This window comes from Bacillus salacetis (assembly GCF_049177075.1).
Lineage (GTDB): Bacteria > Bacillota > Bacilli > Bacillales > Bacillaceae_B > Rossellomorea > Rossellomorea salacetis_A.
Genome location: NZ_CP185377.1, coordinates 3852852 through 3876018, shown reverse-complemented (window position 1 = coordinate 3876018; position 23167 = coordinate 3852852). Strand labels below are relative to the sequence as shown.

Here is a 23167-nt window from a genome sequence, read left to right as displayed (position 1 = left end):
AGGATTTTCAACATGGCAAATTATTATATTGGCGTCGATATTGGAACAACAAGTACAAAAGCAGTGGTTTTTGATCAAAAAGGACAGGCAGTGAGCCGCTTTGGAGTGGAATACCCGCTACATACTCCGGTGCCGGGTACCGCTGAGCAGAATCCGGAAGAAATTTTTCAGGCGGTACTGACGGTTGTAAAAGAAAGCATGATTACAGGAGGAGTCAGCGGTGAGGATATCCGCTTCGTTTCCTTCAGTTCAGCCATGCACAGCCTGATTGTGGTGGATGAGGAAGGTCAGCCGCTGACAAATTCGATTACTTGGGCGGACAGCCGCAGTGCTGCCTGGGCGGATAAAATTAAGAATGAATTGAACGGACATGAAATTTATTTGCGTACGGGAACACCGATTCATCCAATGTCGCCGTTAGTTAAATTGGCTTGGTTAAAAGAAGAGAAGCCTGAGCTGCTGGCTGCGGGCAATAAAATGATCGGAATCAAGGAATTTGTTTTCCATCGCCTGTTCGGCGAGTATGTCGTGGACTACTCGATCGCTTCTGCAATGGGAATGTTCCATTTGGAGAATCTTGATTGGGATGCTGAAGCCCTTGAAGTTGCGGGTGTGACGGCAGAGCAGCTTTCACGACCGGTTTCTACCACTGAATCATTGACTGGCTTAAAAGCGGAATTCGCGAAGATGATGGGCCTTCCGGAAGAAGTGCCGTTTATTGTCGGTGCCAGCGATGGGGTTCTTTCCAATCTTGGAGTGAATGCGATTGAACCGGGCGTTGTTGCTGTGACAATCGGGACAAGCGGAGCCATCCGGGCAGTGACAGACCGTCCGGTGACAGATCCGAAGGGCCGGATTTTCTGCTACGCCCTGACGGAAAACCACTGGGTAATCGGCGGGCCGGTTAACAATGGCGGTATGATTTTCCGCTGGGTCCGTGATGAACTGGCTTGGGCCGAAGTGGAAGTGGCGAAACGCCTTGGAAAAGATCCATATGAGGTACTGACGGATATTGCCGAAAAAATCCCTGCGGGTTCCAACGGCCTGCTGTTTCATCCGTATATGGCGGGAGAAAGAGCGCCGCTTTGGAATGCCGATGCCCGTGGTTCGTTCTTCGGACTGGGTATGCACCACAAGAAGGAGCACATGGTCAGAGCGGTCCTTGAAGGAATCGTCATGAACCTTTACAGCGTTCTGCTGGCCTTGGAAGAATTGATCGGGACACCGGCGAAAATCCAGGCGACTGGCGGCTTTGCCCGTTCAACGCTGTGGAGACAGATGCTTGCTGATATCTTCGACGGAGAAGTAAGCGTGCCGGAAAGTTTTGAAAGCTCCTGCTTAGGTGCAGTTGTACTTGGAATGTACGGCCAGGGCGAAATCGACTCATTTGACGTAGTCGGAGACATGGTCGGTTCCGTGCACTCGCACCAGCCGAACCGTGAAAACTCAGAAATCTACCGCGAACTGATGCCGATCTTCATCCGCATCCCGCGCCTGCTCGAAAGCGAATACGAAGCCATCAGCCAATTCCAAAGAAAACACTCATAAAAAATTGGGGGACAGTCCCCTGTTACTTTAGCGTAGCAGGGGACTGTCCCCCATTGCTTTAAAGCGGTAAAGCGACTCCTCTGAAAAATGTTGAGAAATTCAGAAAAACATATGAAGATTTTGTGAATGATGTCGAAATAAGTAGTAAGACAAATTCCGTAAAGTCCTCCTAGGGGGCATCATGAATTATTATTTCACAGTCTTAATTACATAAGGTGAGGGGTCGAAAGATGAAGAAACCGGGGAGTAAGTTCAAGAGGAAGCCGAAGTCTCAGGTCGAAAAGCCAAAGAAACCTAAGAAAGAATCCAAAGGCAATCTTAGTGTTTGGAAGAATATGAAGGTCGGCCAGAAATACATAATCGCTTTAAATGTTACCATCGTTCTTTTCTTGATATCATCCGTTATTATTTTTATGCAGTACAATAAGATCCAAAATAATATTGAAAAGGTGGATGTCAGCAATGTCCGCTCCGTCAAACTGACGGAAATGGGAAGTATCTTCCGGGATAAGGCCTTATTGCTGCAGCGCTATGCCAACGAAAAAGATCAGCAGATTGTAGAAGATTTTAACACTCAAGAAGAAAAGTTCATTACGTTCACACAGGATCTTACATCTCAAATGAATACAAAGCAGGAAAAGGAATTATTCGCATTTATTATCGAAAGTGATAAAGAATTAAACAGTCTCTTTCATGACGAGGTTGTTCCTAGCGTAGACAGAAATTCAACAGTCCTTCTTGATACGACTTTGAAAAAAGCCGGCATCATTGCGCCGAACACAGTCAAAAAGCTTTATGAACTTCGTACCATTGTCATGGAGGCTAAGGATGCAGCCCTTGAAGAAGCATATGAAGGTATTAGCCAAAGCAAGATTATCATGGTTGCGGCCATCATCATCTCCTCGGTATTGGGAATTGCTATCCTGTTTATCATCAACCGCATGATCTCAAGAAGCCTGAACAGGGTGGTTAAAACAGCCAACGCCATTTCTGAAGGGAAATTGAATGCCGAGGAGCTTACGTACCTTGGCAAGGATGAGGTCGGCCAATTGAGCCTGGCAATCAACAACATGAAAAATAACCTGGCTTCCATGGTGAGGGACATGCGCAAGGTATCCGAGACGGTTACAGAGCAAAGTGCTACGCTTTCTCAGTCCTCTTTGGAAGTCAGAGAAGGCAGTTCACAGATTGCCGTCACCATGCAGGATCTGTCAGCAGGTGCCGATCAGCAGGCTAACTCGGCTTCAGAATTGAATGAGATGATGGTTAGTTTTACAAGAGCTGTAGAAGAATCCAACCGTTTTGGACAGGAAGTCAACGAATCTTCTAAAATCGTTCTTTCCAAAGCCGAGGAAGGGTCTGCATTGATGTCTGAATCCGTTGATCAGATGAAAAAAATCTACACAGTGGTAGAGACATCCGTCGAAAAGGTCGAATCATTAAAAGCACGTTCCAACGAGATTTCAAGCCTTGTCAATGTCATTCAGGGAATCGCGGATCAAACGAACTTGCTTGCCCTTAATGCTGCTATTGAAGCTGCCCGTGCCGGAGAAAGTGGAAAAGGCTTTGCCGTTGTGGCAGAAGAAGTAAGGAAGCTTGCCGTTCAGGTTTCCCAGTCGCTTGAAGGAATTTCAAAAGTGGTTCACGGCATTCAAAATGAATCCAATACCATTGCTTCCTCGTTGAATGATGGATACACAGAAGTCCGAAGCGGAACCGAAAGCATCGAGAGGACGAGGGACAGCCTTACTGCACTTGGCGGCCAGATCTCGTCAATGGTCCACAACATTGAACGAATCTCTGCTAACTTAGTGGAAATCAACAGCAAAGGTTCTGAAATGAACGAGTCCATCGAAAACATTGCATCTATTTCTGAAGAATCGGCTGCAGGGGTTGAAGAAACATCCGCAACGGTCCAGCAGTCCACAAGCGTCATGGAGGAAGTTGCCCGTAACGCAGAAAGCCTCAATGACCTTGCAGATAAACTTGATGTTTTGATTCGCAAGTTCGAAGTTTAATATGTTTTGAAAAAATCCGGCTGAGGATATCCGCCGGATTTTTTTTGCGTGGAAGAGAGAAGAAGGGGATTTCATCCATAAGCAAAAACTGCAGTCATTTTCTTCTAAATATTGTATTATGATAGGTATTGATTTATAGAAGAAAGAAGGAATACATATGGTCAGGTTATATGGCGGTCTTATTACCCTCAGTCTGATTTGGGGGCTTTCGTTTGTTTTTATAAAGGTTATTGTCGATCCTGCAGGTGTCTGGGGGACGACTTTTCTAAGATGTCTGGCGGGTCTTCTTGTACTGCTTCCTTTGTTCATTAAAAACAGGATGAAAAAAGAGAAAGCACCGCTTCCAATTGGCAAGCTGTTGATCGTTGGCCTCGTAAATGCCGGGCTTCCATGGTCTTTGATCGCCTGGAGTGAAACGCAGATCAACAGCAATACGGCATCCATCCTCAATGCGACGACACCTCTTTGGACAGCACTAATTGGGTTTGCAATCTTTTCAGTCGTCTTGACCGGATTTCAATGGATTGGAATTTTAGTGGGATTTGTAGGAATTCTGGTATTGATGGATTTCCAGGTAGCCGGCTTGTTCACTTCTAACTTTATCGGGATTGGGACGATGCTGCTTGCCACCATCTGTTACGGCTTTGCCGGACAGTACACTAAACGGTCGTTGAAAGGTGTCAGCATGGTGGCGATGTCCACTTTCCAATTGCTTGTCGGCATGGCAACAGGGTTGATCGGAATGCTGTTCACAAGGGGAATCGAGTGGGGAGCTCTATTTGATATAAAAGTCCTCTTATCAGTCATCGGATTGGGCTGTTTTGGATCGGGAGTAGCTGCCTTACTATACTTCTACGTGCTCACCAACGGAAGCCCGGAATTTGCTTCAACCGTAACTTACTTGATTCCAGCTTCAGCAATGGTATGGGGATTCGTCTTGTTGGGAGAGCCCATCACCTCAAACCTAATACTTGGACTGATCATTATCTTTGCAGGTGTCTTCCTATCCTCAAGAAAAGGAAAAAAACGGGGAACAGTGGGCAAATCATTGGCAAACCAACGATAGTAAGTTATTAATCAAACGTTTGATTAATAAAAATAACGCTTTACCACTTCACCGCGGTGGGGGACAGTCCCTTGTTACTTTAACGTATCAGGGGACTGTCCCCCACCGCTTTAGTGTGGTAAAGAGGTTTTTTCGCGGATTGTAATGCAAATCATTCCTTTTTCATATAAAATGGTCTTTATACATAAAGTTATATAAGACAAGTTACCGGGTCGGTCCGGTAAAATATATATTAAGGAAGGTACTTGAATGAAAACTGCAATTGTGACGGATAGTACTGCTTACATCCCCAAGGAATTGCGCGATCGATATGATATAAAGATGATTCCACTCAGCGTCATTCTCGGCGGTGAATCCTATCGTGAAGAGGTTGATATATCCGCCAGCGATTTTTATGAGGAAGTCAAAAATGAAGAAAAGCTCCCGACTACTTCTCAGCCTCCGCTTGGAAGTTTCGTTGAGCTGTATGAAGACCTGGCGAAAAATTATGATGCTGTCATTTCCATTCACCTTTCAAGCGGAATCAGCGGAACCTACCAGGGCGCGGTACAAGCAAAAGACATGGCAGAAGGGATAGAAGTGTATCCTTATGATTCCGAGATCAGCTGCATGGTTCAAGGATTCTACCCGATTTATGCTTCAAAGCTCGCTTCAGAAGGAATGGACCCAAAGGAAATCCTGATTAAATTAGATGAAATGAAAGAAACGGTCAAAGCCTATTTCATGGTTGATGACTTGGCACACCTGCAAAGAGGCGGCCGTCTTTCCGCGGCACAGGCTATTATCGGAAGCTTGCTGCAAGTCAAACCGCTCCTGCATTTCCAGGAGAAAGTCATCGTGCCATTTGAAAAAATCCGCACACGTAAAAAGGCGATGAAGCGTATTGTCGAATTGCTCGACAACGACATCCAAAAGGGATATCCAATGCAAGTAGTCATCATCCATGCCAACCGCGAAGAAGAGGCGGAAAAGTGGAAAGAAGAATTACAACAGAAATATCCGGATACTGATTTCACTGTCAGCTACTTCGGCCCTGTCATTGGAACCCACCTGGGCGAAGGCTCGATGGGCATGGGATGGTCCAGGAAAATGTAAAAGAATCCCGCTGAAAAAATTCAGCGGGATCGTTTTATTTGCCAGGAAGCATATGCTTCAAGTTCGTCAACTCACCGGCAAGTTCACCAACATCGGCAAGCTCCTCAGCACCTTCCAGAACATACTCATGAGCCATCATTTCTTCCGATAACCTCATATCCAGAAGCAGTGTACCTTGGTCGTCAAATAGTTCAATAAACAATGCTGCTTCATTGAACGTTTTCATAGACAGAAGTTCATTGAAGGAAACGCTCCTTCTTTTACCTGAGACATCCTCAATATAATACTTTGGATTGATTTTTAACATTGTCATCATATCAGACCAGACCAAACCCAGCTTCTCGACTTGGGCTGGAGATAGTTCAGCCTCGGGATCCAGCTCAAGATAAGGTTCAATTCTCGCAGAAATCAAATCCATCTGCGTCTCCAACTCTGTTTCATCCAATGCCATTAAATGATTGAAGAAGGCGTCCACTTCATTCTCCGTCAGTCCCATTGTTGCTAAAAAGTCCTCCGCCTCTTCCATATACGTGTCGTGATTTTTGTAAAAGTCGATGGAAACATCCAGGTCCTCAACAAACCAATAATCATCGACCGTCTCCCCGAAGCCTGCCAACAGTTCATCAAGCTCAGCTCTGGTCATTTCATAATCCGCCAGCAGCTGAGCCAGTGTTTCATCCGTTAGCGGTGTTCCCATCATCACCCGTAAATCATCAGCCGTTTCAAAATCATCCAGCGTCAGCTCGTAGTAGTCAAGGTACTCCGTAAGCTCCTCCGGTGTCCAGCCAAGCTCGGCCAGCAATTGGTTGACGTCCTCTTGAGGAGGTGCCGCATATGTAACAAGCGATGACGAAATTAAAAGAAAAACAAAGACGAACCCAGTAATCTTTTTCAAGAAAATGCCTCCATTCAATGAAATGTTTTCCTAGCTATTATGTGAAAGAATGGAGGAATCATTCATGGGAAGGAGAATAATAATAGAAAAGGAGTGATGTATTTGCGATTTCAATTTACGGAAGAAAAAATCATCCCGAAACCTCTTATAAAAACCATTAATCAAACGTTTGAACGAATTTCAGATTTGCCGGAAGAACTCCCGGCACCGCCATTCAATCCCTCTTTCCTATTTAATCCTGATCTCCAATCTCTCCTGGAAGGAAAGGCTCTTCTCCCCGAAGAAATCCCTCATTCAACGGAAGAAATCCAACGACACTATGAAAACGGCCACCTCATTTATTCAAAAGGAATACAGACAGTTAAAGGCAGGTCACAGTGCATGCGCTGCGGAAATAAAGACGACACCCTATTCGCCAGTTTTCCTTGCAGCCGCTGTGGAGACGAGTGTATCTACTGCAGGAAATGCATCATGATGGGAAGGGTGTCGCAGTGTTCACCGCTAATCGAATGGACAGGACCTTCCCAAAACACAAAAATAGAAGGGGTTGAATGGAAAGGAACTCTGTCAAATGGCCAGCAAACCGCCTCCGACAAAGTAATAGGAGCAATCAGCAAAAACACCGATCTCCTGGTATGGGCAGTATGCGGCGCAGGGAAAACAGAGGTGCTCTTCAACGGTATTCACCAGGCACTGAAAATCGGAAAAAGAATCTGTATCGCCACCCCGCGGACCGACGTCATCCTGGAACTCGCTCCCCGCCTGAAAAAAGTATTTCCTGCAGCGAACCCAGTCGCCCTTTACGGAGGGAGTGATGACCGCCAAAAACTCTCCCAGCTTGTCCTCTCCACAACACACCAGCTCTACCGCTATAAATCAGCCTTTGATGTTATCATTGTCGATGAGGTCGATGCCTTTCCTTATTCATTTGATCAAACACTTCAATATGCCGTACAAAAAGCACGAAAACCCCATTCCTCCCTAATCTACCTCACAGCCACTCCCGACAGCCAACTCAAGAGAGAAGCCAAACAGGGAAAAAGGGATTCCGTCACCATCCCGGCCCGTTATCACAGGCATCCTCTGCCAGTTCCTTCTATTAAATGGTGCGGCAACTGGAAAAGCCAACTTGATAAGAATCGTCTTCCATTCCCCATCAAGCAATGGACGGAAAACCGAATATCCATAAACAAGCAAGCCCTCATCTTTTTCCCGAGTGTTAAAACAATGGTTACCGCACTTCCACTCTTCCAAAAACTGAACTCAAATATCGAATCTGTCCATGCCGAAGACCCAGAACGAAAAGAAAAAGTCCAGCGCATGAGAGTTGGAGAGATTCCGATATTACTGACCACAACCATTTTAGAAAGAGGGGTGACCATTCCTAATATCGACGTTGCGGTGGTGGGGGCAGAAGAAGAGATCTTTACTGAAAGCGCCCTTGTCCAAATTGCCGGCCGGGTCGGCAGAAATGCCGAATATCCTTCGGGTGATATTACCTTTTTTCATTACGGCAAGACATTGTCAATGATCCAATCTATAAAACATGTAAAAGAAATGAATCGCGAAGGAATGAAAAGGAGGCTCTTGAACAAATGAATACCCACTGCCTCGACTGCCACAGGGAAATTGATTACCCCGTTACCTGGAACTCCTTCCTTTTTACGCCAAAAGAATTATGGCTCTGCCAAAAATGCTTCTCTCAACTGCATCTCCTCATTGGTGACAGATGCAATCTCTGCTCCCGGCCATTGTCTTCTCTCAAACCGCAGTATATAAAAGAAGGAACCTGCTTGGACTGCATCAGATGGGAGCAGGACCCTAAGTGGACGGGGGTTCTCGCACAAAACACTTCACTATTTTTATATAATGAGTATTTAAAAGAATACCTCGCACGCTTCAAGTATCGCGGGGATTATGTTCTGGTAAAAGCTTTCACTCAAGAGCTCCAACTAGAAATCTCCAAAATAAAATACGACTTCATCACCACCATCCCTTTAAGCCCTGAGCGCCTGCAGGAAAGAGGATTCAATCAGGCTGAAGCGCTGGCAAGGGAAGCTGGTCTCACCACCGAGCCCCTGCTCATCCGGCGGCATTCCGAGAAGCAATCAAAGAAATCACGCCAGCAGCGGATAGACAGCGAAGAAGTTTTTGAAGTGAAATCTGGCCAGGAAGCCGACATCTCCAATAAATCCATCCTCATCATCGATGACATCTACACCACCGGGACCACCCTCCGGCAGGGAGCCAAAAAGCTAAAGAATGCCGGAGCCCGGGAAATCTCCTCCATCACATTGGCAAGAGGCTGACAATACTAAAGAGTTACGTCCTGAAGCCGATATAAGAAATAAGAGCAAGAACGAGGGGAGAAGAACCATGTCAGAACTGTTAAATTGCCCAAAATGCAACGGACTTTTCATAAAAAGCCAATTCCGAGATACATGTGAAAACTGTTACAGGGAAGAAGAAAAGAAATACGAAGAAGTGTATCAATTCTTGAGAAAGCGGGAAAACAGGGCTGCTTCCATTGAGCGAGTTGTAGAGGTAACAGGGGTAGAAGAAAAACTCATCCACAAATGGGTACGAAAAGGCCGTCTCCAAACAGCCCATTTCCCGAACATGGGTTATCCGTGTGATAAATGTGGAAGAATTATACCGAAGGGGAAACTTTGCGAACGATGTACAAACGAGCTGACGACTGACCTGCAAAGATTAGCCTCAGAAGAGCAATTTAAAAACAAGAAAAAGCAGGCTACCTACTACTCAGCTGGTGAACGGGAATAATTAGGAAAAAACGCCCAGAGACCCCATACTAAACAATCCGGTGCCCGCTCCGATATAATAATTAGGAACCGTAGAGAAAGTGAGTGGTTTTATGAAAATCAACAATATTAATACTCCGAGATTGAATCCATATAACAAGCAGCTTAATAAAATCGATCAAGCAAAATCCATCAATAAGCCTTCAGATAAAGTGGAGATTTCCTCTGAAGCAAAAGATATGCAAATCGCAAATCAATTTAACGTCGAGCGGCAGGAAAAGGTGAAAAACCTAAAAGTCCAAGTAGAAAATGGAACCTACAAAGTGAATCATCAGGAACTAGCTAAAAGCCTGAAAAATTTTTACAAGCAGCAGTGATCCTAAAGAAGTTCTTTTACGGAGCGTGAACACGTTATGCAAATTCATCATGATCTGAAAGTTTCATCCAGCCCTTTTGATCCTAAATCCCTTTCTTTAAAAGAAGGGGATATTTCTTCTGCTATCGTAAAGGAGAAACTCCCTAATAATGAAGCTGTAGTCAATATCAAAGGACAGGAGATCAGGATGAAGCTTCAAGGGGAGTTTGCAGCTAATGAAAAAATCAAAATTCAAATCAAAGATCCCCAAACTCAACCTCCTTCCGGGAAAATCATTGAGCGGTCTCCTCTTCCCGTTGCGGAAAACAGAACGCAAATCCAAAGCCAGTCCATTAAGTTTACAAATGAAATAAACATTTCCCATGAAATGAAAGCCGCAATAGATCGGCTCTTAAGTAAAGGGATTAAAATAAGCAGAGAGTCACTAACCCATATAAAAAATTATATTGAGTATACAAACAGAACAGAGTACCAGAAGATTGAAACGCTTGACATGCTGGCCAAAAAGCAGATAAACATCACTCCATCGACACTTAAATCAGTTGACCAGGCTTTGCATGGAGAAGGGGTTGCTAAGCAGCTTGACACTCTCCTGAAATCTGCAGACCCAGAGTTCGACTGGAGTTCAGTCAGTGACACAATCCAAAAGGACAGGGAAGCAGCTTCTAAAGGGGTGAAAACCCAATCGGATATTGACCAGTTGATTCAGAAAGCCAAAATCTCGTTTCCAGAAGGATCTTCTCAGCAGCAGGAGGCAGAGGAACTAATCAATACTATCAGCAAACTTGATAGAGCAGCCATCCAAAGGTTAAAACAAGCCATAGATGCCTTGCTGAAAACTATGAAAACCTCAGGTAATCTTCAAATGCTTTCGGAATTAGAAGGCCTTTTATCGAAGGGCGCTGATATAGAAGGCGTTGTCCATCAGTTAAATAAACTGATGCCTACAGAAGGTGAAGCCGAATCGGCAGAATCACTCGTGAAGGATGCTGTTAAACTAACAAATCTAAAAGCAAATCTGACAATGAAATTGGATGTCCTTTTTACAAGTGATGGAGAATCTAGTGATATTAAAAGGTCTGAAGAACAGCCAATACATAAACTACTGCAGCAGCAAATAAAAGCAGTTCAGAAAGAACCCGACTTTAATAGAGTCATTAATACTATTGAAGAAAATGTGGTTCGGTCCTCTTTTTTGTCCGATTCCCAAAAATCTGCTGTGATACATGTCCTTGGTAAGGCAGGTGCATTATTTCAAAGCGGGAAAGAACTCGTTGCGAGACAAGAAGTGCTGAAAGTGCTAGGCAGCATAGAAAAGCAGGAAGCTGGTAAAAATCAGGCAGCAATCGCCTCAACTCCACCTCAGCAGCAAGCCGAAGCCTACACATTAAACGATGAAATACTCTCAATGATTCCAGTCCAGTCAAAGGATATCATCGTAAACACAATAACGAAGAAATTATCTCAAATGGCGATGGACTTTAAAGAATTCAAGAATGATATATCCAGGAACCTGCAAAGTGTTCAGCAAATGATCCAACAGTCCAAACAGCGTGCTTCCATAACGGCCAGGCCCATGCTGGAAAACACGATCAAACAATTGGATCAAGCCATACTGAAAAGTGATTTCATGCTTTATACAGACATGAAAACAGAAAAGGACCTCTTAATGGCAAGCTCGCGTCTTGCAGAGGCGAAGAAGCTGCTCGCTAAAGGCGACTATTCAAGTGCCCATAAGATTGTCCATGAAGTGAAAACAAACGTGGAAAAAATGATTTTCAAGCCATCGGATGTCCGGGTAAAGCATTTTGTATCAAAAGAGATTCTTCAATATGAACCAATGCCTTTGTCAGGCAGATTTAGTGAGAACATCAAACACTCTGTTCAAGCCGTTTCCCATGAACCGTCAGCAAGGCAAACCTTCGAATATTTACGAAGTTTGGGCCTTACTCATGAGTCGGAGCACGCACAGTCACTCGTGCAGAACGGTAAAGCAAAAGAAGATCTTCAAATGTCATTGAAGAATATATTGATGAAGTTTAATCAGTCTGATTCAGAATTCCAAGGAACTGCAAAAGGTGATCAGCTGCTTCAAAACCTAACTGGCCAGCAATTAATCAGTAAAAACGATTCTTCCGGATTGCAGAACCTGATGTTTACCCTGCCGATGCTGTTAAAAGACCAAGTGGAAGATGTCAAAGTGTACATCAACTCGAAGAATCCCCAGCAAAAGGTGGATTGGGAAAACTGCAATTTGTACTTTTTAATAGAAACACAGAAATTAGGAGAGGTCGGCATTGCGCTAAGCTCAGTTGATCGTACGCTATCCGTACAAATAAGAAATGACCGTGACGGTTTTCAGAAAAGGATGGAGCCGGTGGCTGATCTTGCCAGAAAGCGGCTGGAGGGAATCGGATACAAAATTGGAAGTATACAATTCTCCAAGCTGACGAAACAACCTGATGAAGAGACCAAGGAACTACGGAGACCGCCTCATAAGGGAGCAGTAACAGGAATGACCGAGAAAGGATATGATTTCACCATATGAATTCTATCTACTATAACCAAAAAAACAGAAGAAACGTGAACGGTCCTACTGCCGCTGTCATCCGCTATGATGAGTCGGAAGAAAAGGCTCCGAAGGTCGTCGCGCGAGGTTCAGGGCATATAGCCGCAAAAATTATGGAACTTGCAAAAGAACACAACGTATCGATGCAGGAGGATTCCAGCCTGGTCCAGAGTCTCCTGGATATTGACCTAGGAGAGAATGTACCTCCCCAGCTGTATTCAGTCATTGCGGAAATCTTACTTTTAATTGAAGAAATGGAAAATGAGTATTAACAAACAAAATTTCCCACCGATATAGATAAGGGAGGTACATAGCACATGAATTTACTTACAAAAGAATTTATCTACCAGAAGTCGTCGCAGGAAATCACGGCATTACTATATGAAGCTTTAATAGCGAATGTCCAAGGCGCCATTACAGATATTAATGAAAAAAAATTAATAGATTCCAATGAAAAACTGCAAAAAGCCAATGATATTCTAGAGAGATTAGGTGCAGGGCTGAATTATGAGGCCGGCATCATAGCTGACCAGCTGGACGCACTTTATAACTATATGTCCGAGCTAATCATTAAGGCAAATGTTTCGAAAGACGTTACTCTTCTCGAAGAAGTCATCCAAATAACTGGAGAATTGGCAGACTCGTGGAGAACTTCTATGAGAAAACCAAAGCAGCCTCTTAAAAGAATGACACAGAAAGCAAATGCCTACGAAAAAAACGTCATGGTATACGATAAATAAAAGAACAGAAGCGAGGATATAAAGATGAAGATCAATCACAATATACAAGCCTTAAATGCATACAGAAACCTTTCTCAAACGATGGGGCAGACTTCAAAGAGCCTTGAAAAACTTTCATCAGGCCTTCGTATCAACCGTGCGGCTGACGATGCTGCAGGTCTTGCGATCTCTGAAAAAATGCGTTCTCAAATCCGTGGTTTAGGAATGGCAGAAAGAAACTCCCTCGATGCGATTTCCTTGATCCAAACAGGTGAGGGTGCATTAAACCAAACACATGAAATATTGCAGCGCATGAGGGAACTGGCTGTTCAGGCAGGAAACGGGACATTGGAAGAACAGGATCGCACAGCAATCCAAAATGAAATCGACCAGTTGACTTTTGAGATTGATCGTATTGCGGACACGACTCAATTCAACCAGAAGAAGTTGTTCAGCGGTTCAGAAAAAGGACATGCGTTTGCCAGTGTGGATTCCTCTAAAATTGATTATACGAATAATGGAACCTGGAACGGCACCGTTTCCGCTCCCCCTTCTGAACCAGCTAGTATTGAATTAGTTTTTGACGAGGCGGTGGGTGGTCTATCAGACACAACTACTCCATCCCAAATTGAAGGCAAGACATTTACAATCAATAATAAGACGTATGAAGTTGTAACTTCAGCAAATCCAACATCTATAACGGTGAATGGAAATATTGCAGTAAAAGTAAATTGGCAGGAGCCCCTGACTGATAATGCGATATCCAGCAATATAGACAGTTTAATGACCTCTCTAAAAGGGGCCGTTGAGGCTAACGATACAGTATTCAATGATCCGTCAAATCCTGTTTTAAATTCAACTATTATGACAGCAACGGACTCTGATGGTCTAACAGAAGGGAGTCCAATCTCAGGGAAATTGATTCTTTCATCTTCCAAGAATATGTCAGTTGCTGAAGGGAAAGAAATCAGTCTTGACTTGTCAGGTTTTACTGCAGTTAAAGCTTATGAGCCGGGAACGACAACTCCTGCTACTACATTAACAGGAGAGCCGACATCAGCTATTTTTGAATCTACTCAATTAACATTCGGAAGCCTGCCTACCGCAAGCGATGAAGTGCCATACGCAGGTGACGAGTTGAAAATTGAAGGGTTGACGATCAGATTTTCTCATTCCCCTCAGGCAGGATATACCGGCGGACCGAGTGCAACACTAGATATTAAAGGAAAAGATCTATTTGAGATTGCGGATAGCATCAAATCTGTATTGAGCACAGCCCAAAGTGAGAAACCTAGTGTTGTGGAAGGGTTAAGCAGCTTTGATGTCGTAGGGAATACCCTTGTCCTATCAACGAACAGAACGGATGACGGAAGCACAAACGGCCTGGACATCAGCATGAAAGATGTGAACTTTGAAGCATATAAAAACAAAGATCTTGAACTGGACATGCAGATCGGGGCAAATGACTCTGAAGTACTCAAATTGTCACTGAGTGTCATGGATGCAGGGAAACTAGGATTAGCACGCGGTGCTGACGGATCATTCCTCGGTACGGGAATCAATGCTGTTAAAGGGGTCGATGTCAGTTCCTCTGAAGCAGCAAGAATGGCAATCTCCCGTATTGATAATGCCATCAGGCTTGTTTCAGAACAGCGCAGTGAACTGGGGGCGATCCAAAATCGTCTGGAACACACGATCACAAACCTGACTACTGCAAATGAAAACCTGACGTCAGCGGAATCTCGGATCAGGGATGCAGACATGGCAAAGGAAATGACTACATTTACAAAAAACAATATCCTGAACCAGGCTGGACAAGCAATGCTGTCCCAAGCAAACCAGCTGCCTCAGGGAATCCTTCAATTATTGAAATAATTAAAGCAGGTGGCGGGTCAAACTTTTGGCCTGCCTCTTTTTTCTTGGCAGCAGTTCCTATAGAATTATCTCTATAAAGCCTAACTGAGGTGGTAAACATGGACGTACAAAAGATTGGGAGAACCGGATTAAATAAGATAGATAAGAAGGCCAAGACAGCTACAGAATCAGTCTCTTTTACAGAGGTCATGTCAAAAAAGAGAGAAACAGCTCTTTATGATAAATTTGCAAACATGGCAAAAGAAATAGAGACACAAGGAAAAATCCTGGTGGAATCAAGAACAGTAGAGGATTTAAAAAGATATAAAAAGATGGTGAAAAACCTTCTGGAAGAAGCGGTCAACAATGCCTTGCAGCTGGAGGAACAAAGAGGCTTCAACAGGCGTGGACGCACAAAAGTCTATAAAATCGTCAAGGAAGTGGACTGGAAACTTGTCGACCTTACGAATGAAGTCCTGCAAAAAGAACAGAAAGGCCTGAATATCCTGAACATGGTCGGAGAAGTCCAGGGACTGTTAATTAATATTTACACTTAATTTCTTAGAGAATCAACCGATATAACTAACAGTGATCATTTATATGAAAGAAGTGTAGAGAATGTCGAACGTAAAGAGTCTTGGTCAGCTGTTAGAGAAAATGGTCAAGCTGCAGAAAAGCCTCTATCAGCTTGCTTTGAATAAGACGGATATCTTAAAAATCGGAGATGCAGAAGCTCTAGGACAATTGATGAAAAATGAACTGAGCCATATAAAAGCAATTGAAGCATTAAACAATAACTCTGAATCTATTAAAAACCTGATTGCTTCAGAGCAGGGGGTCCCGCTCCCTGTAACACTGTCAGCTATCATTGAGTCGGTACCCGCTTCGGAAAAAGATGAACTGCGCTCTGCGCAAACGGAGCTGCTGCTTGTCACAGAAGAATTAAAGAAACGGAATGAACTGAATCAAGAGCTGCTGCAGCAGTCTCTTCAGTTTGTAAACTTGAACCTGGATTTACTGGTTGGCCAGCAAGACCCCGGAAACTATTCCCCGTTTAACGGCGATGAAATCGGGATGAGCAACCGCCCAATCTTTAATTCAAGAGCATAAAAGGAAGGAGGAATAATCATGCGAGCAACTTTTCAAGGGCTGGAAACGGCCAGGAGAGGCATGTACACCCAGCAAAGCGCCCTTCAAGTGACAGGGCATAATGTGGCGAATGCCAATACACCTGGTTTTACAAGGCAGAGAGTCAATTTTGAACAAACAGAAACCTATCCACCACCGGCAATGAACAAGCCTCAAATTCCGGGTCAAATCGGTACCGGCGTTCAGGCTGAATCAGTCCAAAGGATAAGGGACTCGTTCCTGGATGTCCAATACAGAGGAGAAAATAACAAGCTGGGGTATTGGGAAACAAAAGCGGAATCCCTGAAGAAGATGGAAGAAATCATGAATGAACCATCAGATTCAGGCCTCGGCAAAACAATGGATATGTTCTGGCAGTCCCTGCAGGATCTGGCGGTCAATCCCAAGAACTCAGGTGCCCGCTCCGTTGTCCGGCAGCGCGGGATGGCTCTTGCAGAGACATTTCAGTATCTATCAAACTCATTGTCTACCATCCGGCAGGATCTGAAAAATGAAATCGGGGTAACGGAAAAGGAAGTAAACTCCTTATTAAAGCAGATACATAATGTCAACCAGCAAATAGGGGATGTTGAGCCACATGGTATGACCCCCAATGATTTATATGATGAAAGGGATCGTCTGATTGATGACCTTTCCAAGCTGGTGAACATCAAAGTTTCTTATGAGCCATCCGGAGGGAACGCAAATCCCCTGGCTGAAGGGAAAGCCCTTATCTCATTAGTGGGCAGCAATAATGTCCCGTATGCCAACCTCGTGCACGGAAAAGGATATCAGGAAATCAAGGTGAACATGTCTGCATCCGTGCCAGATGCTAATGTGGAAAGCATATCTGTCGGAAGCCAGAGCTACACGATGGAAAAATTTAATTCCGATGGGAAACTAAAAGGGTTGATCGAATCCTTTGGCTACATCGACAAGGATGGAAATACACAAGGTTCCTATCCTGATATGATGGCAGAACTGGATAATCTGGCATTCACCTTTGCCACGGAATTCAATAAAATCCATTCGGCAGGGATGAGCCCCAATGAAATTAATAATGTGGATGAAAACGGCGAGAGAAACCCAATCAATGAGGACATTCTTTTCTTTGTAAACGGCGGGTCCAATGATTTGACCCCAGCTGACAGAAAGGGCTTCGCACAGAGAATCGGTCTTTCAGACGAAGTCAAGTCCAGCTTGGATAATATAGCGAACGCGGATGGGACAAACCCTGAGGAAGCAACAACGGGAGATTCCAGCGTATTGCTTCAATTGACAGAAGTCATCAACAAGGACTTTGACTACGGACAGAACTCGCAAATGTCCAACTTCAGGAACTATTATGAAGTCCTAATCGGGGGCATGGCGGTCGATACACAGAATGCTGTCCGTCTTACCAATAACAGCGCCACCCTGAGGCAGGCGGTTGAAGAAAGAAGGATGTCCACTAGCGCTGTTTCACTCGATGAAGAAATGACCAATATGATTCAGTTTCAGCATGCATATAACGCATCAGCGAGAATGATTTCCCTTCAAGACGAATTACTCGATAAAATCATCAACGGTATGGGTACCGCTGGAAGATAGGCAGGTGGATAAACAATGCGCGTAACACAAAGTATGCTTGCGTCTAACTCGCTGCGTCACTTAAGCAAAAGCTATGAAAAACTCGGGGATTACCAGGACCAGCTGGCAACAGGGAAAAAGATCACCCGTCCCTCCCAGGATCCAGTGGTGGCCATGAAAGGCATGTACTACCGTTCCAACCTCGCTGAAAATGAGCAGTATCAGCGAAACCTCTCCGAAGCCTATCTGTGGATGGACCATTCTGAAGCAGGGCTGGAGCATGCCACCAATGCCCTCCAACGGGTCCGAGAACTTGTCATCCAGGGAAAAAATGATACCTACGGAGATCAGGACCGTGAAGCCATCTCTCAGGAAATCGAGCAGATCAAACAGGATTTAGTGGAAGTCGCCAATACAAAAGTGGCTGGACGCTATATCTTCAATGGGACCAACGTAGATTCTCCCCCGGCAACCCATGGGGAACCGCCGGTTGTTACTATGAATACAGAAGACTATCTTGTGGAGGTTTCACAGGGGCTGAATTTAAAAGCGAATATCGATGCCGGTCAAGTATTCAGCCAGGAACTTTTCACAGCCTTGGAAGATATTAAACAAACCTTCCACAAAGACTATAGCGCTCATAAGATGGATAAGCTTCTAACGAACTTAGACAGCAAAATCGGCTCATTACAAGCAGAAAGATCCGAAACAGGAGCCCGCTACAACCGTTTGGAAATGATAGATAACCGCCTGACTAAAACAGAAGTCATGGCGAACCAAATCATATCCGATAACGAAGATGCCGACATCGAAAGGGTCATCACAGACTTAAGGGCACAGGAAAGTGTCCATCAGGCAGCATTAAGTGTCGGGGCAAGGATCATCCAGCCCACATTGATGGACTTCTTAAGATAACTTCATATTAGTTTAATAAAGGACTGTACTTATTAGAGGACAGTCCTTTAAACATAGATTGAAATTTAAAAAGAAGGAATGAAAACATGAAAATCTTAACGAAATATCATGGAGAAATAGAGGTACAGCCTCAAGATGTACTAACCTTTGACCACGGAATACCAGGCTTCTTGGAAGAAAAACAATTCACCTTACTGCCATTGCCGGAAACCGCTTTTCACATCCTGCAATCAATGAAAACACCAGAACTGGGCTTTGTGGTTGCAAGTCCTTTTACCTTTTTCAAAGACTATGACTTTACACTGGACACGACGACCGTTGAACAACTTGGCAGCCCTTCTGAGGAAGAGGTGCAGGTACTCAGCATTCTGACAATTAAAGAGCTTCTGCATGAGTCAACCGCAAACCTGCAGGCACCGATTATTATCAACCTAGCAACGAACAAAGCCAAGCAAGTCATCCTTAACAACACTGAATACAAGCCCAAACACACAATCTTTGCTCAGCCAGAGCATGCCGGGCAGAAGGGGTGAGGAGATGCTGGTATTAACAAGAAAAGCAGGCGAAGCCATTCAAATAGGGGATGACATCGAAATCAGTATCGTCTCTATAAAAGGTGATCAAGTCAAACTGGGTATCAACGCTCCGAAAAACATTGAAATCCACCGAACAGAAATCTACCTGTCCATCCAGGAAGAAAATGCTGAAGCATCAAAAGGCATAGAGAACCTCTTGAATCTTTTACCAAAAAAAGAATAAATTTTTAACTGAAACTATTAAAACTGGCCGAAGGGTGCCGATATTACTAGTGTAAGCAAGAGAATGGCAGGGCGGCCGACCAGTTGTTCTTTTGCAAACTAATACTTAAGCAGTTCACAAGGATGTGGACTCTATATTCAAGGAGGAAATTTTATAATGAGAATTAATCATAATATTGAAGCCCTTAATACGTTCCGCCAAATGGGTGCAGCAAACAAAGGTATGGCTAATTCAATGGAGAAGTTAGCTTCTGGTCTACGGATTAATAAGGCAGGAGATGATGCAGCAGGTCTTGCAATCTCTGAAAAAATGCGCGCACAAGTTAGAGGGTTAGATCAAGCATCTGAGAATGCTCAAGATGGTATTTCACTAATCCAAACAGCTGAAGGTGCTTTAACTGAAACACATGATATTCTTCAACGCATGAGAGAATTAACTGTGCAGGGTGCAAACGATACAACTCAACCTGAAGATAGAGCAGCGATTAAAACAGAGTTAGATCAACTTATTGAAGAAGTTGATCGTATTGCATCAACGACTCAGTTTAATGGTAAAAATTTATTAACTGGAAGTTTAGGTGTTAAGGCTGCCGGCACTGGTTCTGCAGAGGCAGGATTAACAGGTGCGGGTGCGACTATAGATGTTTCTGGTGTTACCTCTGGAGCAACATTAACTTTTGGTCTTACTGGGAATAACCTTTCAGTAGATAATGGCAGTGGAGTTGTTCAGACAATTGATGTAGGAGATGCTACTAATATTGGAGCAGGCACCACGTTAGATTTTGATAAAGTCGGACTGAAAATAACCTTCTCTGCAGACACTGATGTATCGGCTACTGGTCTTGCATTAAGTACAAAAGATATTGACACTACTGGCAATCAAGCAACACTACAAATTGGTGCAAATAAAAACCAAAAACTTGATATATCTATTGGAAATATGAGTTCAGATGCAGCAGGCTTGGATGTAGGCAAGTCAGTTATTAAAGTAGATAGCTATGCGAACGCTCAAACATCTTTGGATAAACTTGATTCAGCTATTGCAGAAGTCTCAACTCAAAGAGCAACTCTTGGTGCTTGGCAAAACCGCCTAGACCACACAATTAACAACTTGAGCACATCTTCTGAAAACCTAACAGCAGCCGAATCCCGTATTCGTGACGTTGACATGGCCAAAGAAATGATGAACCAAACAAAAGAAAGTATCCTTGCTCAAGCTTCTCAAGCAATGCTTGCAAAAGCAAACCAAAACCCACAAGGTGTACTTCAATTATTACGTTAATATTAGATTACTTAAAAGGGACTCTAGTGATAGGGTCTCTTTTTTATCATTATTATCTACTAACTCTACTAATAGTATAAACAATTTATACTCCTGACCGATACTATCATAGAGAATAGTAATTCTAGGAGGCTTATTAAATGATTGAAAAAGTGGCAGGCAGCGGGGGAAACTCCCAAGTCCAATCATTTACTTTTAAGAAAGAACTCAGTGAATTAACACCGGATAAAATTCAGGAAATCCAAAACATTGACCTTCCAAAAGATCAACACCAAGAGCCTGTCACAAAAGAGGAAGTTCAACAAGTCGTAAAAGGGATGAATGAGTTTTTATCTGCTACCAACACTCATATCAAGTTTGAGTTTCATGAAGAATTAAAGGAATACTATGTAACAATAGTGGACAATACATCGAATGAAGTAGTGAAAGAGATACCTGCAAAGAAGGTATTGGATATGTATGCGGCCATGACGGAATTCGTCGGGCTTTTAGTAGATAAAAAGATTTAAAGGAGTGATAAAGATGAGAGTTGGCGGATTGGCGAGCGGAATGGATATCGATTCGCTGGTAGCGGATTTAATGAAGGCCGAGCGCATACCTTTGGATAAGTTGAAGCAGAAGAAGCAGACGCTGGAATGGAAACGGGATGATTACCGGGCGATGAATACGCTTCTTCTTGATTTTCGTTCCGAACTGACACAGTTTAAGCTGACTTCAAAGTACCGAGCGCGCCAGACGGCCTCCACGGACGAAAGCAGAGTCACTGCAACAGCTTCGAGCGGGGCGTCACAGGCTTCTTACACTATCAATAATGTTACACAGCTGGCAACCGCTGCTACCAAAGTTAGTGGAACTGACCCTGCAGACAAGTTATCCAGTAATCCAAACAACAAGCTGGACGCAAAAGCAGGACTGTTCAACCAGACATCAAAGCTGGCTAACGGGTCAGGGTTTACTTGGTCACAAGGTGTCATTGAAAAGCAAACAATCAAAGCGGCAGCAGATGGACCGTCTCTATCTATTGATATTGGTACAAGCACCTTAAAAGATCTGGATAAGATGAGTGTCAAGGTCAGCGGGAAATCGTTTGAAGTGTTGACGGCTGAACCGACTGGAGGGCTTGGAAGCAATCAAGTTCTCGTAGATGGGGATGGAAATCTTAAGTTTGGCAGCACTGTGAAGAAAGACAGCTCTGTGACTGTGGAGTATGTAACTGTTGATAAGACCCAGAATATTGATACGACCAATCCAGTGAAAGAATTTCAACTGGCCAAAGGGTCAATTAGCACTCTGACTCTTGATATAGATGGTAAAAAGTATACTTTAGGAACAACTGATGACAAAGGAAATACCGAGTTAGTTGAAGTAGGGAACACTGCCAATTCTGTCGGGATGATCAATAAAGAAACCGGTAAAATTACTTTTACAGAAGAAAAGTCGAACCTGCCAATCTCTGTTACATATACCCAGAATTACACAGATTTCTCCCTGCAGACTGTTAATAAAGATGGCGGGAAAAAAGTGAATTTCCTCATCGCCGGGAATGAATCTCTCAATGGAGCTATCAGTAAAGTAAACGGATCGGATGCAGGGGTGACGATGTATTATGATTCATTCGCTGACCGGGCCACGCTGACGCGGACCGAGACGGGAAATTTCAACACAGATGGTTCAGAAATAATTACTTCCGGTGATTTTCTGGATAAGTTGATGAAGTTTGGCTCTTCCACTGAAACCGGCGGAACGAATGTCGAGTTTGAGGTGAATGGACTTAAGACAGAACGTACGTCCAACACGTTTGAGATGAACGGCGTCACGTTTACAATTAAGCAGACATTTAGCTCAACGGATGTACCCAACGGAGTCAGTACTTCGGTCAGTAACAATACGGAAGATGTTTTTAACAACATCAAGGGCTTTGTTGAAAAGTACAATGAGCTCATCGATAAAATCAGCAAGAAGACCGGTGAAGAATTTTATCGCTCCTATGGACCGCTGACAGACGACCAGAAAGAACAGTTAAGTGACAAGCAGCAGGAACAGTGGGAAGAAAAAGCGAAAAGCGGTTTATTAAGAAGAGATTCGACGCTGTCCGGTCTGCTGAGCACTATGAGGACAGACTTTTACCAGCCGGTTGATAATGCCAATGTTAGCCCTATTTTCAAGCAGCTTTCGAGTATCGGGATAACCACTACCGCCAACTATCTTGAAGGCGGAAAACTGGAAATCAATGAAGCCCAACTGAAAAAAGCGATAGAAGAAGATCCGCAGTCAGTCGAAAATCTTTTCAGAGGCGGCAGTGAGGCGACTTCTGATTCCCAAAAGGGTATTGTGCACCGTCTTTATGATTCAGTAAATGAAACGATCGATAAATTAAAGGAAAAAGCCGGCGGTGCTTTTTCAACTCAGCAGCAATTCATGCTTGGAAGAGAATTGAAAAATGTCGACAGTCAGATCACCCGTTTTGAAGACCGGATGAAACAAGTGGAGGACCGCTATTGGCGTCAGTTTACCGCGATGGAAAAGGCCATTCAGCAATCGAACCAACAATCGGCGTATTTGATGCAGCAATTCAGCGGCGGAATGTAAGATAAGAATGCAGAAAAGCAAGGG

Annotated in this window: 22 protein-coding genes and 1 pseudogene; 22 read left to right on the top strand and 1 reads right to left on the bottom strand. The window is 43.9% G+C overall.

The annotated features are described in order from the left end of the window. The first annotated feature begins 12 nt into the window (after positions 1-12). The 5 genes and pseudogenes from gntK to ACOJQI_RS20200 all read left to right on the top strand — a co-directional run bounded on the left by gntK (position 13) and on the right by ACOJQI_RS20200 (position 5727). On the top strand, positions 13-1548 hold the full coding sequence (gene gntK, locus ACOJQI_RS20220) for a gluconokinase (RefSeq protein ID WP_421381478.1): 1536 nt from the start codon (positions 13-15) through the stop codon (positions 1546-1548). Between the two features lie 230 nt (positions 1549-1778). Further along, positions 1779-2621 (top strand): annotated as a pseudogene (locus tag ACOJQI_RS20215) (HAMP domain-containing protein); the annotation flags it as partial. Further along, positions 2619-3566: a methyl-accepting chemotaxis protein gene (locus ACOJQI_RS20210; protein ID WP_421385523.1), complete on the top strand. Its 948-nt coding sequence runs from the start codon at positions 2619-2621 to the stop codon at positions 3564-3566. The pseudogene ACOJQI_RS20215 and the gene ACOJQI_RS20210, both read left to right, overlap by 3 nt. A gap of 157 nt (positions 3567-3723) precedes the next feature. Then, on the top strand, positions 3724-4632 hold the full coding sequence (locus tag ACOJQI_RS20205) for a DMT family transporter (protein WP_421381476.1): 909 nt from the start codon (positions 3724-3726) through the stop codon (positions 4630-4632). Positions 4633-4881: 249 nt separating this feature from the next. Further along, entirely contained in the window at positions 4882-5727 is an 846-nt protein-coding gene (locus tag ACOJQI_RS20200) for a DegV family protein (RefSeq protein WP_421381474.1), read from the top strand. Positions 5728-5761: 34 nt separating this feature from the next. Here the strand turns inward: ACOJQI_RS20200 and ACOJQI_RS20195 are convergent, their stop codons facing one another. Then, positions 5762-6622 carry a processed acidic surface protein gene (locus ACOJQI_RS20195; RefSeq protein ID WP_421381472.1) on the bottom strand — a complete coding sequence of 287 codons (861 nt, stop codon included), beginning with the start codon at positions 6620-6622 and terminating at the stop codon, positions 5762-5764. A 102-nt stretch (positions 6623-6724) separates the two neighbouring features. Here ACOJQI_RS20195 and ACOJQI_RS20190 point away from each other — a divergent pair, with 102 nt between their 5' ends. The 17 genes from ACOJQI_RS20190 to fliD all read left to right on the top strand — a co-directional run bounded on the left by ACOJQI_RS20190 (position 6725) and on the right by fliD (position 23143). Beyond that, positions 6725-8221, top strand: a complete 1497-nt coding sequence (locus tag ACOJQI_RS20190) for a DEAD/DEAH box helicase (RefSeq protein WP_421381470.1) — start codon at positions 6725-6727, stop codon at positions 8219-8221. A gap of 194 nt (positions 8222-8415) precedes the next feature. Beyond that, on the top strand, positions 8416-8931 hold the full coding sequence (locus ACOJQI_RS20185; protein ID WP_421381468.1) for a ComF family protein: 516 nt from the start codon (positions 8416-8418) through the stop codon (positions 8929-8931). 67 nt (positions 8932-8998) lie between these two features. Next, positions 8999-9406, top strand: a complete 408-nt coding sequence (locus ACOJQI_RS20180) for a TIGR03826 family flagellar region protein (protein ID WP_421381466.1) — start codon at positions 8999-9001, stop codon at positions 9404-9406. A 91-nt stretch (positions 9407-9497) separates the two neighbouring features. Next, the gene (flgM, locus tag ACOJQI_RS20175; protein WP_421381464.1) at positions 9498-9761 is read left to right on the top strand and encodes a flagellar biosynthesis anti-sigma factor FlgM; all 264 of its coding nucleotides are present in this window, start codon (positions 9498-9500) and stop codon (positions 9759-9761) included. Between the two features lie 36 nt (positions 9762-9797). Continuing rightward, the gene (locus ACOJQI_RS20170; protein WP_421381462.1) at positions 9798-12308 is read left to right on the top strand and encodes a hypothetical protein; all 2511 of its coding nucleotides are present in this window, start codon (positions 9798-9800) and stop codon (positions 12306-12308) included. Beyond that, the gene (locus tag ACOJQI_RS20165; RefSeq protein ID WP_421381460.1) at positions 12305-12601 is read left to right on the top strand and encodes an EscU/YscU/HrcU family type III secretion system export apparatus switch protein; all 297 of its coding nucleotides are present in this window, start codon (positions 12305-12307) and stop codon (positions 12599-12601) included. Before ACOJQI_RS20170 ends, ACOJQI_RS20165 begins: the two co-directional genes overlap by 4 nt. A 45-nt stretch (positions 12602-12646) precedes the next feature. Beyond that, positions 12647-13069: a flagellar export chaperone FliS gene (gene fliS / locus ACOJQI_RS20160; RefSeq protein WP_421381458.1), complete on the top strand. Its 423-nt coding sequence runs from the start codon at positions 12647-12649 to the stop codon at positions 13067-13069. Between the two features lie 24 nt (positions 13070-13093). Further along, the gene (locus ACOJQI_RS20155; RefSeq protein ID WP_421381456.1) at positions 13094-14923 is read left to right on the top strand and encodes a flagellin; all 1830 of its coding nucleotides are present in this window, start codon (positions 13094-13096) and stop codon (positions 14921-14923) included. 98 nt (positions 14924-15021) lie between these two features. Continuing rightward, positions 15022-15459, top strand: coding sequence for a YaaR family protein (locus ACOJQI_RS20150; protein ID WP_421381454.1), 438 nt, complete (start codon positions 15022-15024; stop codon positions 15457-15459). 61 nt (positions 15460-15520) lie between these two features. Continuing rightward, complete coding sequence (locus ACOJQI_RS20145) at positions 15521-16012, top strand: flagellar protein FlgN (protein WP_421381452.1); 492 nt, start codon at positions 15521-15523, stop codon at positions 16010-16012. An 18-nt stretch (positions 16013-16030) separates the two neighbouring features. Further along, a complete protein-coding gene (flgK, locus tag ACOJQI_RS20140; protein ID WP_421381450.1) occupies positions 16031-17620 on the top strand; it encodes a flagellar hook-associated protein FlgK in 1590 nt (529 codons plus the stop codon). Positions 17621-17635: 15 nt separating this feature from the next. Beyond that, entirely contained in the window at positions 17636-18514 is an 879-nt protein-coding gene (gene flgL / locus ACOJQI_RS20135) for a flagellar hook-associated protein FlgL (RefSeq protein WP_421381448.1), read from the top strand. 86 nt (positions 18515-18600) lie between these two features. Further along, positions 18601-19047: a flagellar assembly protein FliW gene (gene fliW, locus ACOJQI_RS20130; protein ID WP_421381446.1), complete on the top strand. Its 447-nt coding sequence runs from the start codon at positions 18601-18603 to the stop codon at positions 19045-19047. Positions 19048-19051: 4 nt separating this feature from the next. Beyond that, the gene (csrA, locus tag ACOJQI_RS20125; RefSeq protein WP_421381444.1) at positions 19052-19273 is read left to right on the top strand and encodes a carbon storage regulator CsrA; all 222 of its coding nucleotides are present in this window, start codon (positions 19052-19054) and stop codon (positions 19271-19273) included. 156 nt (positions 19274-19429) lie between these two features. Continuing rightward, the gene (gene flgL, locus ACOJQI_RS20120; RefSeq protein WP_421381442.1) at positions 19430-20554 is read left to right on the top strand and encodes a flagellar hook-associated protein FlgL; all 1125 of its coding nucleotides are present in this window, start codon (positions 19430-19432) and stop codon (positions 20552-20554) included. Between the two features lie 140 nt (positions 20555-20694). After that, positions 20695-21063 (top strand): flagellar protein FlaG, encoded by a 369-nt coding sequence (flaG, locus tag ACOJQI_RS20115; RefSeq protein WP_421381440.1) that lies wholly within the window; start codon positions 20695-20697, stop codon positions 21061-21063. 13 nt (positions 21064-21076) lie between these two features. Next, on the top strand, positions 21077-23143 hold the full coding sequence (gene fliD / locus ACOJQI_RS20110; RefSeq protein ID WP_421381438.1) for a flagellar filament capping protein FliD: 2067 nt from the start codon (positions 21077-21079) through the stop codon (positions 23141-23143). The last annotated feature ends 24 nt before the right edge of the window (positions 23144-23167 follow it).

Coding starts and splice junctions, on each gene's coding strand:
- flgL (WP_421381448.1), top strand. CDS start 17,636: ATGCGCGTAACACAAAGTATGCTTGCGTCTAACTCGCTGCGTCACTTA.
- ACOJQI_RS20145 (WP_421381452.1), top strand. CDS start 15,521: ATGTCGAACGTAAAGAGTCTTGGTCAGCTGTTAGAGAAAATGGTCAAG.
- csrA (WP_421381444.1), top strand. CDS start 19,052: ATGCTGGTATTAACAAGAAAAGCAGGCGAAGCCATTCAAATAGGGGAT.
- ACOJQI_RS20155 (WP_421381456.1), top strand. CDS start 13,094: ATGAAGATCAATCACAATATACAAGCCTTAAATGCATACAGAAACCTT.
- fliS (WP_421381458.1), top strand. CDS start 12,647: ATGAATTTACTTACAAAAGAATTTATCTACCAGAAGTCGTCGCAGGAA.
- ACOJQI_RS20165 (WP_421381460.1), top strand. CDS start 12,305: ATGAATTCTATCTACTATAACCAAAAAAACAGAAGAAACGTGAACGGT.
- ACOJQI_RS20210 (WP_421385523.1), top strand. CDS start 2,619: ATGAAAAATAACCTGGCTTCCATGGTGAGGGACATGCGCAAGGTATCC.
- fliW (WP_421381446.1), top strand. CDS start 18,601: ATGAAAATCTTAACGAAATATCATGGAGAAATAGAGGTACAGCCTCAA.
- flgK (WP_421381450.1), top strand. CDS start 16,031: ATGCGAGCAACTTTTCAAGGGCTGGAAACGGCCAGGAGAGGCATGTAC.
- flgM (WP_421381464.1), top strand. CDS start 9,498: ATGAAAATCAACAATATTAATACTCCGAGATTGAATCCATATAACAAG.
- ACOJQI_RS20200 (WP_421381474.1), top strand. CDS start 4,882: ATGAAAACTGCAATTGTGACGGATAGTACTGCTTACATCCCCAAGGAA.
- ACOJQI_RS20170 (WP_421381462.1), top strand. CDS start 9,798: ATGCAAATTCATCATGATCTGAAAGTTTCATCCAGCCCTTTTGATCCT.
- flgL (WP_421381442.1), top strand. CDS start 19,430: ATGAGAATTAATCATAATATTGAAGCCCTTAATACGTTCCGCCAAATG.
- ACOJQI_RS20205 (WP_421381476.1), top strand. CDS start 3,724: ATGGTCAGGTTATATGGCGGTCTTATTACCCTCAGTCTGATTTGGGGG.
- flaG (WP_421381440.1), top strand. CDS start 20,695: ATGATTGAAAAAGTGGCAGGCAGCGGGGGAAACTCCCAAGTCCAATCA.
- ACOJQI_RS20150 (WP_421381454.1), top strand. CDS start 15,022: ATGGACGTACAAAAGATTGGGAGAACCGGATTAAATAAGATAGATAAG.
- ACOJQI_RS20180 (WP_421381466.1), top strand. CDS start 8,999: ATGTCAGAACTGTTAAATTGCCCAAAATGCAACGGACTTTTCATAAAA.
- fliD (WP_421381438.1), top strand. CDS start 21,077: ATGAGAGTTGGCGGATTGGCGAGCGGAATGGATATCGATTCGCTGGTA.
- gntK (WP_421381478.1), top strand. CDS start 13: ATGGCAAATTATTATATTGGCGTCGATATTGGAACAACAAGTACAAAA.